General features: G+C 67.8%; 13 protein-coding genes. 1 reads left to right on the top strand and 12 read right to left on the bottom strand.

Annotation, left to right across the window (positions count from 1 at the left end; translation table 11 throughout):
* Positions 1 to 13: 13 nt before the first annotated feature.
* The gene (locus JWS13_RS39425; protein WP_206010664.1) at positions 14 to 1,066 is read right to left on the bottom strand and encodes a LacI family DNA-binding transcriptional regulator; all 1,053 of its coding nucleotides are present in this window, start codon (positions 1,064 to 1,066) and stop codon (positions 14 to 16) included.
* A 237-nt stretch (positions 1,067 to 1,303) separates the two neighbouring features.
* On the opposite strand from JWS13_RS39425, the gene JWS13_RS39430 reads away from it, so the two are divergent.
* Positions 1,304 to 2,773 (top strand): sugar porter family MFS transporter, encoded by a 1,470-nt coding sequence (locus JWS13_RS39430; protein WP_206010665.1) that lies wholly within the window; start codon positions 1,304 to 1,306, stop codon positions 2,771 to 2,773.
* A gap of 10 nt (positions 2,774 to 2,783) precedes the next feature.
* On the opposite strand, the gene JWS13_RS39435 is transcribed toward JWS13_RS39430, so the two are convergent.
* The 11 genes from JWS13_RS39435 to iolC all read right to left on the bottom strand — a co-directional run bounded on the left by JWS13_RS39435 (position 2,784) and on the right by iolC (position 15,462).
* Positions 2,784 to 3,668: an HNH endonuclease signature motif containing protein gene (locus JWS13_RS39435; protein ID WP_206010666.1), complete on the bottom strand. Its 885-nt coding sequence runs from the start codon at positions 3,666 to 3,668 to the stop codon at positions 2,784 to 2,786.
* A gap of 174 nt (positions 3,669 to 3,842) precedes the next feature.
* Complete coding sequence (locus JWS13_RS39440; protein ID WP_206010667.1) at positions 3,843 to 4,826, bottom strand: ROK family protein; 984 nt, start codon at positions 4,824 to 4,826, stop codon at positions 3,843 to 3,845.
* Positions 4,823 to 6,211 carry an NAD(P)/FAD-dependent oxidoreductase gene (locus JWS13_RS39445; RefSeq protein WP_206010668.1) on the bottom strand — a complete coding sequence of 463 codons (1,389 nt, stop codon included), beginning with the start codon at positions 6,209 to 6,211 and terminating at the stop codon, positions 4,823 to 4,825. Before JWS13_RS39445 ends, JWS13_RS39440 begins: the two co-directional genes overlap by 4 nt.
* Before the next feature lie 66 nt (positions 6,212 to 6,277).
* The gene (locus JWS13_RS39450; protein ID WP_206010669.1) at positions 6,278 to 7,783 is read right to left on the bottom strand and encodes a CoA-acylating methylmalonate-semialdehyde dehydrogenase; all 1,506 of its coding nucleotides are present in this window, start codon (positions 7,781 to 7,783) and stop codon (positions 6,278 to 6,280) included.
* A gap of 11 nt (positions 7,784 to 7,794) precedes the next feature.
* Positions 7,795 to 8,667: a sugar phosphate isomerase/epimerase family protein gene (locus JWS13_RS39455; RefSeq protein WP_206010670.1), complete on the bottom strand. Its 873-nt coding sequence runs from the start codon at positions 8,665 to 8,667 to the stop codon at positions 7,795 to 7,797.
* Positions 8,668 to 8,672: 5 nt separating this feature from the next.
* Positions 8,673 to 9,740, bottom strand: coding sequence for a Gfo/Idh/MocA family protein (locus JWS13_RS39460; protein ID WP_206010671.1), 1,068 nt, complete (start codon positions 9,738 to 9,740; stop codon positions 8,673 to 8,675).
* Between the two features lie 26 nt (positions 9,741 to 9,766).
* Entirely contained in the window at positions 9,767 to 10,672 is a 906-nt protein-coding gene (locus tag JWS13_RS39465; RefSeq protein ID WP_206010672.1) for a sugar phosphate isomerase/epimerase family protein, read from the bottom strand.
* A 35-nt stretch (positions 10,673 to 10,707) separates the two neighbouring features.
* Complete coding sequence (gene iolD / locus JWS13_RS39470; RefSeq protein ID WP_206010673.1) at positions 10,708 to 12,666, bottom strand: 3D-(3,5/4)-trihydroxycyclohexane-1,2-dione acylhydrolase (decyclizing); 1,959 nt, start codon at positions 12,664 to 12,666, stop codon at positions 10,708 to 10,710.
* Positions 12,663 to 13,559 (bottom strand): 5-deoxy-glucuronate isomerase, encoded by an 897-nt coding sequence (gene iolB, locus JWS13_RS39475; RefSeq protein WP_206010674.1) that lies wholly within the window; start codon positions 13,557 to 13,559, stop codon positions 12,663 to 12,665. Before iolB ends, iolD begins: the two co-directional genes overlap by 4 nt.
* A gap of 21 nt (positions 13,560 to 13,580) precedes the next feature.
* On the bottom strand, positions 13,581 to 14,480 hold the full coding sequence (locus JWS13_RS39480) for a Cgl0159 family (beta/alpha)8-fold protein (protein WP_206010675.1): 900 nt from the start codon (positions 14,478 to 14,480) through the stop codon (positions 13,581 to 13,583).
* Positions 14,473 to 15,462, bottom strand: a complete 990-nt coding sequence (gene iolC, locus JWS13_RS39485) for a 5-dehydro-2-deoxygluconokinase (protein WP_206010676.1) — start codon at positions 15,460 to 15,462, stop codon at positions 14,473 to 14,475. The genes JWS13_RS39480 and iolC overlap by 8 nt, the downstream gene beginning before the upstream one ends.
* Positions 15,463 to 15,564: the final 102 nt, after the last annotated feature.

Genomic DNA, 15,564 nt, shown 5'->3' on the forward strand with positions numbered 1-15,564 from the left:
GCCGGGGGCGCGGCTACGACCGGGCAGGTCCGGTCGTGCCGCGCACCATCAGGTGGGGATCGATCACGAAATCCTGCGGGTCGAGGTCCTCGTTCTCGAGTCGGCCGACGGCGAACTGCACGGCGTGCCGGGCCAAGCCCTCCGTGTCCTGCCGCACGGTGGTGAGGTCGATCCGAGAGAACTGCGCCAGGTGGCTGTCGTCGTACCCGACGATAGAGATGTCGCCCGGCACGTCGACGTGGGCGCGGGTGAACACGTCCATGAGACCGATGGCGCAGCGGTCGTTGCCGGCGAGCACGGCGGTGGGCAGGTGGTCCTCGGCCAGCAGGGTGTTCGCGGCCGCGACGCCTGCCTCCTCGGTGTGCTGACCGGGAATGACGCGAACGTGGTCGGAGAGGTCGTGCCTGCGCATCGCCGCGAGGTACGCCCGACGCCGCTCGGGTGAGCCCGGGTCCGCGCCGCCGTCGACGTGCGCGATCTCGCGATGTCCGAGTCCGACCAGGTGGTCCACGGACTGCCGGATTCCTTTGGCGTCGGCGGTCCGCACGGTGTCGACGGCAGTGTGGGGGAGTGCGCGGCCGACGACGGTGACCACGGCTCGGTCCGCGAGCGTGCGCAGATAGTCCGCTTCGGAGAGGGGGCCGAGCAGGATCAGGCCCTCGCACCGGTGGCTGAGGAGCGCCTCGATCGCCTTGTGCTCGTCGCGGGTGGGTGCGCTCGCGGAGAGCAGGACCTCATATCCGGCGGCCTCGGCCTCCGCGTAAATGGTTCCGATCAGGTCGGCCTGGAAGGTCTGATGGACGTCCATGAGCACCCCGAGGGTGCGGCTGCGTCCGCGGGCGAGCATGCGGGCGGCCCGGTCGAGGCGGTAGCCGAGTTCGTCCGCGGCCTGCAGGACGCGGTCCCGGGTCTCGTCGGACGCGCCCGGTTTGTTGCTGAAGATCAGTGACACGAGGGTGCGTGACACCCCGGCCCGCGTCGCGACATCGGCCATCGTGGGGCGTCGGTGCAGGCCGGCCGGTGCCCGCTCCGCATCTGCGTGCGCGGTGGCGCGGTCGTCGAGCATCTCGATCTCCCTCGGTTGCGTCGTCAGGGACATTCTCACGGATCGCGACCCCAGCCCTTGACACCTTCTGTGATTCACCTCATAGTAGACAACTGAAGCGCGTTAGTGAAGCGCTTCAGTCCAGGAAAGTACGCCTCTTCGGCTGCATCGAGCCGAGCGCGCCCCGGGCGATATCGACACACGTGAACCGATCTTCCGTGTCGTGATGCGTGAGCATTCCCAGAAAGGCCACACCTGATGTTGACAACCAACTCGGCTGCCAGTGCACGCGGAAGCGGCGGCGCTGCGCGAAACGAGCGCAGTCACAAACGCTTCCTGACCAAGCTCACCGTCATCTCCACGCTCGGAGGCCTGCTGTTCGGCTACGACACCGGGGTGATCTCCGGTGCGCTGCTGTACATGAAGGACGAGTTGAACCTCAGTGCGGTCGGCGAAGCCACCGTCGTGAGTTCCCTGCTCTTCCCCGGTGCCGCCGTCGGCGCGCTGCTGGGCGGCCGGTTGTCCGATGCCCTCGGCCGCAAGCGCACGCTGCTCGTCTGCGCGGGCCTGTTCCTCGTCGGCGCCCTCGGGTGTGCGATGGCCCCCAACGTGGAGATCATGGTGCTGGCCAGGATCGTCCTCGGACTCGGTGTGGGCGCGGCCGCCGTCACCTGCCCGCTGTACCTGGCCGAGATGGCCCCGGTGGAGCGGCGCGGCCGGATGGTCACGATCAACGAACTGATGATCGTCACCGGTCAGATGCTCGCCTTCTCGATCAACGCCCTGCTCGATCACGTCATCGAGGATCCGACGGTATGGCGGTACATGCTGGCCATCGCGTCGGTGCCCGCGGTCCTCCTGCTGCTCGGCATGCTCGCGCTTCCGGATTCACCGCGCTGGTACGCGTCGAAGGGCCGCCTCGCCGAGACACGCAGGACCCTCGAACTGAGCCGCAGCGAGTCCGAGGCCGCCGACGAGTGCGCCAGCATCGCCTTCCACGCCGCCCGCGACCGGAAGTCGAAGACCAGTGGCGCGGTCCACTACCTGCGGGACTACCCCTGGATGCGCCGGATCCTCTGGATCGGTTGCGGTCTGGCCATCGTGCAGCAGGCGACGGGCATCAACACGGTCAACTATTACGCCCCGACGATCCTCGAGCAGAGCGGGTTGGGTGTCAGCGCGTCTCTGGTGGCCACCATCGCGGTCGGTGTCACGTCGGTCGTCATGACGATCCTCGGTATCGTCCTGCTGGGCTTCGTGAATCGCCGCAAGATGCTGCTCACCGGTTTCATTGGGGTGGCGTCCTCGCAGGCCGCGCTGTCGCTAGTGTTCCTGCTGCCCTCGTCCACCGGCCGCAGCTACATCATCCTCGCCGCGATGATGGTGTTCGTCGCGTTCGTGCAGTGCTTCATCGGTACCTGCGTGTGGTTGCTGCTGTCGGAGATCTTCCCGATGGCCATCCGCGGATTCGCGATGGGTATCGCGGTATTCGTGCTCTGGACGACCAACGCGTTCATCTCGTTCGTCTTCCCGATCCTCAACTCGGTTCTCGGATCCACCGGAACGTTCGGGCTGTTCGTCCTCGTCAACCTGATGTCGGTGTACTTCGTGTACCGCTTCGTCCCGGAAACCAAGGGTCGCAGCCTCGAAGAGTTGGAGGACCGCCTCGGCGCGGGCAATCCCGCCACGTCCGCTGCGGGAAGCGCTGCCGCCGTCGCCACCCACTGATCGCCGGTTCTCACGCACCGGTACCACCGCCTGCGGGTGGGGGTACCGGTGCGTTGCGGTGTGTGCGTCGCCGCCCGTGTAGTTCGTTCAGGTACTCGGCGTCCTGCTGGGCGTGGGAGCGCTCGGTGAGCAGCCGGAGGGTGCGGGAGTTCTGCACGCCTCGGATGTGGTTGTGGGTCAGTTCGATTGCCGCCCCTTCCGGTTCGGTTCGAATGATTTCGCCGCGTGGCGTGGTCCATTCGAGTTGACCCGCACCGGTCTGCCGGACGGTCCAGGAGCCGTCGGTTTTCAGCCGGTGGTGACGCCGGCAGAGGCAGGCGAGATTCGACTCGACCGTCAGACCGCCGTTCTCGGGGCGGTTGCGGTCGAACGGGATCGTGTGGTCGATGTCGTAGAGCCGCGCCGGCACCTGGCAGTTGGGGAAGCGGCAGTTGCCGTCGCGGGCCCTGATCCGGCGGTCGAGAGCTGTCCCCGGTGCGTAGGTCAGTTCGGGTTTGTGGGCGGCGTTCCGGATGTACGTCGTGGGTATGCCGTGAGTGTTCTGAACGCGGCTGATCCCGAGAATGTGGCCACCCGCCTCGCCCGTCGACGCGAGCGTGTGAATGCGCTGGAAGACGCCGTCGGCGGAGAGTGTTCGTGCGGTATCGGCTGGGACGGGGCCATATCCGTCGAGGTGGGCCGGCAGATCGTCGAGCCCGAGGAGCGTCGACGCGTTGACCACTACCTGGACGAGCGGCGCCCGCCGCGTGCCGGCAAGGGCGGCGCGGGCCGGGCACTTTTCCCGCCCGCACAGGCACGAGAGGCGCCCGGTGCCGTCGGAAAGGGCGGTGAGTGCGTCGGCTCGGCGTTGCGGGAGGGTGCGCGGGTCGTGGGCGCAGATGTCGTGGATCGCCATTGACCAGCAATTTGTGGCATTCCCAGATCGAGACGTCGCCGGGGACATTCCGCCACGGTGAGCGGGAACTTCAACTGCCCGCAGATCGATGCGCACCTTCCGGAAACCACGCGAAGTCATGCCCGGCGATGCCCAGTTTCGCGCTCGTGAGTGCCGGAGGAGTCCTGAGACTCCTCAACCACGCACGGGCGCGGAGCGCCTCGCGAGGGTGGCGGCCCCGATGCGCTGTGCCGATTCGCCGAGTTGTGTTTCGCGGATGCGGGCGAGGGGGCGGTGTCCGGAACCGGTTGCGAGAGAGGCGTAGACGTCCCGAGCGTGGTCGAGGAACAGCGGAGCCGAACCGCTGACTCCGCCGGCGATGACGACGAGGTCGGGGTCGTACACGTCGCCGACCATGGCGAGTCCGACGCCCAGCCACCGTGCGAACTCTTCCATCGTGCGGATGGCGAGCGGGTCGCCGTCCCGCGCGGCGCTCGCGATCCGGCGGCCGGTGAGCGATCCGGGATCGCTCGCCACCTCGCGTGCGAGGATCGTCGAACTCGTGGGGTCGGCGGCGAGAAGTTCGATGGCCGTGTCCACGAGCGCTGTTCCGCTGCAGTACCGTTCCCAGCACCCGCGCTTGCCGCAGGCGCAGGGCCTGCCACCCGGAACCACCTGCAGGTGGCCGAGTTCGGGGGCGACACCGTGGCTCCCGCGGTAGAGCGTCCCGTCGATGAGCAGGGCCGCACCGATGCCGGTGCCGATCGCGACCATCACCACATTGCGACCTCCGGCGGCGGCCCCGAACCGGTGCTCCGCCCACGCCGCCGCGTTCGCGTCGTGTTCGAGGACCACCGGCAGTCCGAGCCGTTCGCTGAGGTCGTTTGCGACCGGCACGTTCTTCCACGGCAGGTGCGGCGCGAACCGCACGGTGGTGAGGTCGGGGGTGATGAAACCGGCCACGGCCAGCCCGACGGCCGACACGGGGTGGCGTCCCGCGAGTTCGCGGACGGCACGGTCGAGCGCGTCCTCGAGGGCCTTCGCCGATTGTGGTGTGGGCGCCTGCACGGAGTCGAGCACCTCGCCGGTGTCGTCGACCACGCAGGCCCGGATACTGGTACCACCGACGTCGATGCCGACGGTGAGAGCGGAGACAGGCACGGAGGCGACGGTACTCACCGTGCCGAGGCCGTCGCCGCCTCGGGTGCCGCCCGGGAATCCTCCCAGGCATCGAGCCGGTTGATCGCGGTCCGGGCGACCACCTGTTGTTCCGTGACGGCGAGGTGGCCCCGGGAGCTGCCCAGGAACGACCAGGTCCAGGACATGGCGGTCGCGAGCCTGCTCTTGAATCCGACGATGTAGACCAGGTGGATCAGGAGCCACAGCAGCCAGGCAAGCAGCCCGGTCAGCTGGAGGCGGCCGACCTTCGCGACCGCGTGGAAGCGGGAGATCATCGCCATGCTGCCCTTGTCCGTGTATCGGAACGGGGCGCGTTCGGGCTTGTCGCGGCCCTTCCGGTGGGCGCGGACCTCAGCGGCTATCAGCTGCGCGGCGTATCGGCCGCCCTGGATCGCAACCTGCGCGACGCCGGGAAGGCCGTCCCGGTTCATCATGTCCCCGACGACGAAGACGTTGCTGTGGCCCGGCAGGGTGAGGTCGGGTTCGACGAGGACCCGGCCCGCGCGGTCGGTGCCTGCGCCGGTCTGTTCGGCGAGTTGCCTACCCAGCGGGCTGGCAGCGACGCCCGCGGACCAGATCTTGCAGGCGGCCTCGATCCGCCGCTCGGCTCCGTCCTGGTCGCGGACGGTGAGTCCGTCGTCGTCGACGTCGGTCACCATCGCGCCGAGCTGGATCTCGACCCCGAGATCCTCCAACGTGTCCGCGGCCGCCCGGCGCAGCTTGTCGTCGAACGGCGGGAGCACCGTGGGCGCCGCGTCGAGCAAGATGATGCGCGCGTCACGGGGATCGATGGTGCGGTACGCGCCGGCGAGAGTGCGGTGCGCGAGCTGGGCGATCTCGCCGGCCATCTCGACTCCGGTGGGCCCGGCGCCGACCACGACGAACGTCAACAGTCGCGCCCGCTCGGCGGGATCGGTGCTCACCTCGGCGCTTTCGAAGGCACCCAGAATGCGGCCACGCAGCTCGAGGGCGTCGTCGATCGTCTTCATTCCAGGAGCGTGCTCGGCGAAATGGTCGTTGCCGAAATAAGATTGGCGGGCACCCGCAGACACGACGAGACTGTCGTACTCCGTGACCGTCGTGCGGCCCCGGTGCGTGGACGTGACGGTCCGGTCGGCGACGTCGATCTTCTCGACCCCGCCGATAAGGACGGACGCGTTCTGCTGGTCTTCGAGGACCAGCCGGGTCGCGGGTGCGATCTCGCCCTCCGACAGGATTCCCGTCGCCACCTGGTACAGCAACGGCTGGAACAGGTGATGCGTCGTGCGATCGATCAGAGTGACATCGACGTCCGTCCGTTTCAGGGCCTTGGTGGCGAAGAGGCCGCCGAATCCCGATCCGATGACCACGACCCGATGACGGCGGGCGAGAGAGGTGTCGCTCATGAAGTTCCTTTCGATCGAACGGACGCCGCGCCGGACCGCGGACGGTCCGGCGCGGAGAACCAGTACTTACGCGTTCTGGGGGAATCCGAGGTTGAGGCCGCCGTGGCTGGGGTCGAGCCAGCGGGTGGTGACGACTTTGCCGCGGGTGAAGAAGTGGACGCCTTCGGCGCCGTGGGCGTGGGTGTCGCCGAACAGGGAGTTCTTCCAGCCGCCGAAGCTGTAGTAGGCCATCGGGACGGGGATGGGGACGTTGATGCCGACCATGCCGACCTCGACCTCGTTCTGGAATCGGCGTGCGGCGCCGCCGTCGTTGGTGAAGATGGCGGTGCCGTTGCCGAACTGGCTGGAGTTGACCAGTTCGAGGGCTTCGTCGTAGGAGTCGACGCGGATGACGGACAGGACGGGTCCGAAGATCTCGTCGGTGTAGACGCTCATGTCGGTGGTGACGTGGTCGATGAGGGTGGGTCCGAGCCAGAATCCGTCCGCGCCGCCGTCGGGTTGAACGGTGCGGCCGTCCACGACGATGGTGGCGCCGTCGTTCTCGCCGGCGTCGATGTAGGAGGCGACCTTGTCGCGGTGCACCTTGGTCACCAGCGGTCCCATGTCGGAGTCGCGGATGCCGTCGCCGATCTTGAGCGTGTTGGTGCGTTCGGTGATCTTCGCGACCAACTCGTCGGCGATGTCCCCGACCGCGACCAGCGCGGAGATGGCCATGCAGCGTTCACCGGCGGAGCCGAAACCGGCGTTGACCATGGCGTCGGCCGCCAGATCCAGGTCGGCGTCCGGCAGCACGATGGCGTGGTTCTTCGCGCCACCCAATGCCTGGACGCGTTTGCCGTGGGCGGTACCGGTGGCGTACACGTACTGCGCGATGGGGGTGGATCCCACGAAGCTGATGGCCTTGATCGCGGGGTTGGTGAGGAGTTCGTCGACGGAGGTCTTGTCACCCTGCAGGACGTTGAACACCCCCGCGGGCAGACCTGCCTCGGCCCAGAGTTCGGCCATCCAGATGGCGGCGGTCGGGTCCTTCTCCGACGGCTTCAACACCACCGTGTTGCCGGCGGCGATCGCGATGGGGAAGAACCACATCGGGACCATGGCGGGGAAGTTGAAGGGGGAGATGATGCCGACGGGGCCGACGGGCTGGCGGATCGAGGAGACGTCGACGTTCGTCGACGCGTTCTCGGTCATGCCGCCCTTGAGCAGGTGCGCGATGCCGCAGGCGAATTCGACGACCTCCTGACCGCGGGACACCTCACCCAATGCGTCGGAGACGACCTTGCCGTGCTCGGAGGTGATGATCTCGGCGAGCTCGCCCTTGCGCTCGTTGAGCAGTTCCCGGAACTTGAAGATGATCTGCGTCCGCTTGGCGAGGGAAGTGTCACGCCAGGCGGGGAAGGCGGCGGCGGCCGAGTCGATGACCGCGCGGGCGTCCTCGACACTGGCCAACGCGACCTCACCGGTGACGGCACCGGTCGCGGGGTTCGTGACCGGTGCGGTGTTACCGCTGGTGCCGGCGAAGGTCTTGCCGTCGGACCAGTGTGCGATCTCGCGAGTGATGTTGGTGCTCATGTGTTGTCCTTTCACCGCGTGCGCGCGATGTAATCCTTCATGGTCTTCAGTTGGTAGCGGGAGACGTCGTGGGCGTTCTCGTCCTCGGCGAAAACGCTGGACACCATCACCGTGTCGGGCTTGTCGTAGAAGCCGAGTTCGCCGAGACCGCCGAAGAATTCGTCCCAGTCGAGGTCGCCGTCACCGATCTTGAGGTGCTGGTGGACGCGCACCGGGTTGCCGGGCGGGTTGGTGATGTACCGCAAGCCGTGGGAACGGTGGTGATCCATAGTGTCCGCGACGTGCACGAGTCGCAGCATGTCGCCGGCCGCGCGCATGATCTCGAGCATCCCGGCACCCATGTGGTACGAGTGGCACGCGACGAACACCAAACCGAAGTTCTTGGAGTTGATGCCGCGGATCATGCGGATGGCGTCCAGACCGTTCTCGACGAAGTCGTCGGGGTGCGGGTCGATGCGAACGTCGATGCCTTCACGCTCGATGATGGGGACGAGTTCCTCCATCGACCGGTAGAAGGCGCGCTCCGATTCCTCGGCCTTCTCCGGGCGACCGCTGAACTCGGTGTTCATCACGTTCACACCGAGGTCGACGGTGATCTGGATGGCGCGCTTCCAGTACCGCACCGCCGCCTCGCGGGCGTCTTCGTCGGGGCCGGACCACCGCAGGACCGGCAACACGGAGGCGATCCCGACGCCCGCGTCGCTGCAGGCCTTGCGGAACTGCCGGACCAACTCGTCGTCGGCCTTCGGGTGGTTGAAGAACGGGATCATGTCGCGGTGCGGAGTGAGCTGCAGGTGCTCGAAGCCGAGTTCCGCGACCACGGACGGCAATTCGAGAAGCGAGTAGTCGTGGTGGAACGGGGTGGGGTCGAGTGCAATCTTCATCGTGATCAGGCCCCCGGAACGGACGAGCGGTCGACCATCTCGACGGTGACGCGCTCACCCGTCTCCAGTGACTTCACGCCGGCCGCGCACACCGCGGCGGCGGCGTAGCCGTCCCACGCACCGGGGCCGTCGACGTAGTTGCCGGTTTCCGCGCCCGTGCGGACGGCGTTCACCCACCGCTGGATCTCGACGTCGTACGCCTGGCCGAAGCGTTCCTTGAACGACGGGGTGATCTCTCCGCCGTACATGCCTGCACCGGAGCGGCCGGTTCCCGCGCCGGTGCCGTACTTGCGGACCAGTCCGACGTCGAGGCCGATGAACGCCGATCCCTTCTCGGCGACGATCTCGGTGCGCACCTCGTAGGCGACACCGGTGGTCACGAACAGTTCGACGTCGATGTGACGACCGGACTCGGTGCTGAAGAACGCGATCTGCGGGTCCTGAAGTCCCTCGGGCGCACCGGGGTTCGCGGCGGGCTTGAGGACATGGACCGAGGTGATCTCCTCGTCGAACAGGAAGCGGGTGACGTCGACCTCGTGGACCAGCGAGTCCTTGACGATCATCGAGCTGTCGAAGCTCGGCGGCACCACCGGGTTGCGGTGCACGCAGTGGGCGAGGAGCACCCGCCCGAACACGTCGTCGTCGATGAGGGCCTTCAGCTGCTCGTACTCGTGGTCGAAGCGCCGCATGAAGCCGACCTGGATCAGTTTCTTGCCGAGTTCGGCTTCGGCCTTGACGATCTCGAGGGACGTGGCGACGTCGGTGGTCAGCGGCTTCTCGCACATCACCGGCTTGCCGTGCTCGAGGCAGGCCAGGAGCTGCTTCTCGTGTGTCGGGCCGGGGGTGGCCAGGACGACCGCGTCGACGCCGGGGTCGGCGATCGCGTCGAGCGGGTCGTTGACAACGCGGCAACCGGGGATGCCGGCGGCGATCTCCTCGGCCTTCTCGGTGAAGTAGTCGTTGACGACGGCGACGGTCGCACCCTTGATGCGGTCGGTGATCCGCGCGACGTGGTCGGCGCCCATCATTCCGACACCCAGGACGGCGATGCGCAGGTCGTTGCTCTCGGACATAGCTGACTAGCTCCTGACGTGGTCGGTTAGACGAACTTGACGGACGGGATCCCGCAGGATCCCAGGTACTTACGGGTGCGCTGGGCGATCGGGAGCGGCACGTCCACGGCGCAGGGGTAGAGATCCTGCTCGACGATCGCGAACACGTCGATGTCGAGCTTCTCGATCGCGGCGAGCAGCGGCGGCAGGTCGGGGATGCCGAGCGGGGGCTCGATCATCGCGCCGAGCTTGACGGCTTCGCCGAACGGCAGGTCCTCGGCCTCGACCTTGGCGCGGACCTCGGGATCGACCTGCTTGAGGTGCAGGTAGCCGATCCGTTCGGGGGCCCGCTCGATGATCGCGAGGTTGTCGCCGCCGCAGTAGCTGATGTGGCCGGTGTCGAGGCAGAGGTTCACGAATTCGCTGTCGGTGCCGTCGAGGAAGCGGTACACGTTCTCCTCGGTGTCGACGTGGCTGTCGGCGTGCGGGTGGTACTGCGCCTTCACGCCGTACTGCTCGAACATCTTCTTGCCCAGCTCGTTCATGCCGCCGGTCTTCTTCTTCCACTGCTCCGCGGTGAGGTTGCGGTCCTCGAGCACCTCGCCGGTGCCCGGGTCGCGCCACATCTCCGGGATCACGACCACGTGTTTGCCGCCGACGGCGGCGGTCAGCTTCGCGACGTCCTCGATCTGGGTCCATACGGCATCCCAGGAATCGTCCTGGTGCAGGTGCTCGAAGACGGTGCCTGCCGACAGCTTCAGATTGTGGGTGGCGAGTTCGTCGCGGAGTTGCTGCGGGTCGGTGGGCAGGTAGCCGTACGGCCCCAGCTCGATCCACTCGTAACCGGATGCGGACACTTCGTCGAGGAACCGGCCGTACGGGGTCTGCTGCGGGTCTTCCGGGAACCACACGCCCCAGGAGTCGGGGGCCGATCCGACGCGAATGACGCTCATCGGGAAATCCTTTCGAAAGTTCTGCTGGGGGCGGGTCAGTTGCCGGACGGGCGGAGGAACGGACGCTGGATCTTCTTCCACTGCGCGTACGTCTCGTACGCGTTCTGCGTGGACTCGAGGGTGCTGGTCGAGCTGACCGGCACGTCCCACCAGGATTCGCTGTCCGGGGCGGCGATCCGCGGGTCCGTCTCGACGTGGATGACGGTGGTCCTGTCGCTCGCCTTCGCCACCTTGACGGCGTCGGTGAACTCGGCGGCCGTGTTCGCACGGATGACGTCGGCGCCGAGGCTCGCCGCGTTGGCCGCCAGATCGACGGGCAGGATGTCGCCGTCGAGCCGGCCGGAGTCGCCCCGGTAGCGGTAGTCGGTGCCGAAACGCTGGGAGCCGAGCGACTCCGACAGCGATCCGATGGACGCGAAACCGTGATTCTGCACGAGGACCACGATGACCTTGACGTTCTCCTGCACGGCCGTGACGAGTTCGGTGGCCATCATCAGGTAGGAGCCGTCGCCGACCATGATGAACACGTCGCGGTCGGGGCACGCCATCTTGGCGCCGATGCCGCCGGCGACCTCGTAGCCCATGCAGGAGAAGCCGTATTCGACGTGGTAACCCTTCGAGTCCCGGGTGCGCCACAGCTTGTGCAGGTCGCCGGGCATCGAACCGGCGGCGCACACGACGACGTCGCGCGGATCCGACAGCGTGTTGGCGAGACCGATGACCTGGTTCTGGTTCAGGCCGAGCGAGTCGTCGTCGATCTGGTAGACCGCGTCGACGGTGGACTCCCAGTGCGCGGCAAGTTCTGCAGTGCGCGAACGGTACTCGTCGGACACCCGGTAGTCGCCCAGTGCCTCGGCGAGGGCCTCGAGCGTCTCGCGGGCGTCCGCGACGACGCTGACGCCGCCCTGCTTCACCGAATCGATCGACGCCACGTTGATGTTGACGAACCGCACCTCGGGGTTGTTGAACGCGGTGCGCGACGCCGTGGTGAAGTCGCTGTAGCGCGTGCCGATGCCGATGATCACGTCGGCCTCGGTGGCGAGCGCGTTGGCCGCGGTCGTGCCCGTCGAGCCGATCGCCCCGACCGACTGCGGGTGGTCGTACGGCAGTGAACCCTTACCGGCCTGACTCTGGCCGACGGGAATGCCGGTCGACTCGACGAACGAGGCCAGCGTCTCGGTGGCGCCGGAGTAGATGAGGCCACCGCCCGCGACGATCAGCGGCTTCTTCGCCGACCGGATGACGTCCGCGGCCCGTGCGATCGCCGACTTCTCGGGGAGCGGCCGGGCGACGTGCCACGTGCGCTCGGCGAACATCGATTCGGGCCAGTCGAACGCCTCCGCCTGCACGTCCTGCGGGATGGCGACGGTGGCCGCACCCGTCTCGACGGGGTCGGTGAGGACGCGCATCGCACCGAGCAGCGCCGACGGCAACTGTTCGGGCCGCCACACGCGGTCGAAGTAGCGCGACAGCGGCTTGAACGCGTCGTTGACGGTGACGTCCCCGCTCGACGGCAGTTCGAGTTCCTGCAGCACCGGTGCGCTCGCGCGGGTGGCGAACGTGTCGGCGGGCAGCAGCAGGACGGGCAGCCGGTTGATGGTGGCGAGCGCCGCACCGGTCAGCATGTTGGTCGAGCCGGGGCCGACGCTGGCCGACACGGCCCAGGTCTGCAGGCGATCCTTCTGGCGGGCGTACGCGACCGCGCTGTGCACCATCGCCTGCTCGTTGCGGCCGAGGACGTACGGCAGTTCCGGTTCGGTGCCGGCCTCGACGGCGTCGATCTCGGCCTGCAGCAGTGCCTGACCGAGTCCGGCGACGTTGCCGTGGCCGAAGATGCCGAAGCAGCCGGCGAAGAACTTGGTGCGTTCGCCGTCCCGCTCGACGTACTGATTGGCGAGGAATCGGATGGTCGCCTGAGCCACCGTGAGGTGGACGGTGCCCTCGGCGTTGGGGTTCTTGCTCGCCGACATCGGCGCGGTGGACACCACGGTCATGCTCCTTCGGACGGTGCGTGGAGGGGGAGGCGGGGATCGACGGTCTGGTGTTCCCAGCTGCCGCGCAGCCAGGTGTGTGCCGGGTCGTCGCAGATGTTCCAGGAACGTTCTTCGCCCGGTCCGGCCATCACGTTCAGGTAGTACATGTGATGTCCGGGGGCGGCGATCGACGGTCCGTGGTAGCCGTGCGGAACGAGGACCACATCGCCGGATCGCACTTCCTCGAGGACCTCGATGGGCCGCTCGACAGTGCCGTACACACGATGGTAGCCGAATCCGGTGCCGCCGAAATCCACTGCGGTGTCGCCTGCTTCGGCGATCTCGAAGTAGTAGATCTCCTCGAGCTGGGATTCGACGTCGCTGTTCTCGTCGTGCTTGTGGCTCGGGTACGACGACCAGTTGCCGCCGGGTGTGATGACCTCGCACGCGATGATCGAGTCGGCCTCGAACCGGTCGGCGGTGCCGAAATTGTGCACCTGCCGGCTGCAGTTGCCCGCGCCGCGCAGTTCGACGGACACGTCCGCGGCCGGAACGTACCGGAACGGGAACTTCTGCCGGGCGCGGGCGCCGCACAGTGCGAAACGGCCACCGGTCGCGCTCGCCACCGTGTAGGCGGAGTCCCGTCCCACGTAGGCGAAGTCGCTCGGCCCGTCGAACACGGACCGCCGACCGGTGAGTGCGAACTCGGTGCCCTCACTCGACACCGACGCGGACCCGGCGAGCGGTACGACGATGATCTCGTCGTCGCGGGTGGTGAGTTCGGCCGACCCGCCGGGTGCCAGGGTGAGCACCCGGAGGCTCGATTCCGTCCAGCCCGCCGACTCGGGGGTGACCTCGAGGTCGAACGGCCCGGTGGCCGCGGAACCGACCGGCACGTAGTACTTGCTGTTCATCGTGGGCCTCTCCGGCGTGCGTCAGTGAACGAGGGATACGGCGGTGTCGACCGCGGCGGCGACGTCCTCGTCCCGCGGGTACAGCAGGGTGCGCCCGACGATCAGGCCGCGGACCGACGGCAGTGCCAGAGCCTTGCCCCAGCTCGCGAACGTCTCCTCGGGGGCCGTCTGCGGGTCTCCGCCGAGCAGCAGCGTGGGAAGCGTGGTCGCGTCCATGACGCGTTCCATCTCGTCGACCACCGGAAGCTTCATCCAGGTGTACGCGGACGTGGAGCCCAGACCCTGGCTGATGTGGATGGACTTGATCACGGCGTCGGCGCTGAGGTCGTTCTTGACCTTGCCGTCGACACGGCGCGACAGGAACGGTTCCACCATGGCCATCAGTCCGGCCGCGGCCAGCGAATCGACGGCCTCGGCGCAGGCGGTGAGGGTGGAGAGGGTGCCCGGATCGTCGAGGTCGATGCGGCACAGCATCTTTCCGCCGTTCATGCCGGCCTTCGCGGTGCCCGCCGCGGTGTAGCCGGTCATCCGGTCGTCGAGTTCGAAGCTGGCACCTGCCAGGCCGCCGCGGTTCATCGACGAGATGACCACCTTGTCGTCGAGTGCGCCGAGCAGCACCAGATCGTCGAGGATGTCGGCGGTGGCGAGCACGCCGTCCACGCCGGGATTGCGCAGCGCGGTGCGGAGGCGGTCGAGGAGGTCGGTGCGACTGTTCATCGCGGTCGGACGGTCGCCGACCGACAGTGCGCCGCGGGCGGGGTGGTCGGCGGCGACGATCATGAGCCGGCCGTTACCGCGCACCGTGGGCCGGGCGACGCGGGTCGCCCAGGCGCGGTCGATGGCGGCCGGATCACTGGCGCGTACCTCGGTGACGTCGGCATAGGTCGCGCAGACTGCGCGGTGAGCGAGAGTTTCAGACATTGACAGCCTCCGAAGCGGTGGATTCGGCGAGCTCACGGACCTCGTCGGCCGTCGGCATCGCGGTGGAGCATTCGAGCCGGGAAGCGACGATCGCCCCCGCGGCGTTGGCGTAGCGCAGGATCTTCTCCAGGGGCCACCCGGCGAGCAGACCGTGGCACAGCGACCCGCCGAAGCTGTCGCCGGCGCCGAGGCCGTTGACGACGTCGACCTCGTTGGGCGGAACCGTGATGGACTGGCTGCGGGTCTTGCCGAGCACACCCTTGGGGCCCTGCTTGACGATGGCCAGTTCGACACCGAGGTCGAGCAGCGCGTCCGCGGCCTTGTGTGCGTTGGTCTCGCCGACCGCGATCTCGCACTCCTCACGGTTGCCGACCGCGACGGTGACGTGCTGGAGGGCACGCTGCACCTGCGCGGTGGCGTCGGCGGGGGAGGACCAGAACATCGGGCGGTAGTCGAGGTCGAGAACAGTGTGGCTGCGACGTCCGCGCGCCTCCCAGGCGGCGAAATGTGCGCTGCGGCTGGGCTCTTCGGACAGTCCGGTGACGGTCGACCAGTACAGCTTGGCGTCGCGGATCGCGTCGAGGTCGAGGTCTGCGGGCTTCACCTGCAGGTCCGGCGCGGCCGGCTTGCGGTAGAAGTACAGCGGGAAGTCGTCCGGCGGGAAGATCTCGCAGAACGTGACGGGGGTCGGGTGGTCGGTGTCGATGCCGACGTACCGGTTGTCGACGCCGAGATCGGTGAGTGCCGAGCGGACGTAGCGTCCGAACGGATCGTTGCCGACACCCGAGATGAGCGCGCTGCGGCAGCCGAGGCGGGCGGCGGCGACGGCGACGTTGGCGGCGCTTCCGCCGAGGAACTTTCCGAACGTCTCGACGTGCTCGAGTCCGACTCCGGTCTGCAATGGGTAGATGTCCACACCGCAGCGCCCGATGGCGAGGACGTCCAATCCGTTCCGGTTGGGTTGCGTCTGGTTGGTGGTCAAGGCTGACTCCCGAATAGGTCGTTGTGGGTGGTCTGCGCAGGGCGCCGAGGTCTGGTTGAAACTGTGCTCCACATCACCGGCTCCTGTCAAGACTTTGTCCTG

This window comes from Rhodococcus pseudokoreensis, from assembly GCF_017068395.1.
Taxonomy (GTDB): Bacteria; Actinomycetota; Actinomycetes; order Mycobacteriales; family Mycobacteriaceae; genus Rhodococcus_F; species Rhodococcus_F pseudokoreensis.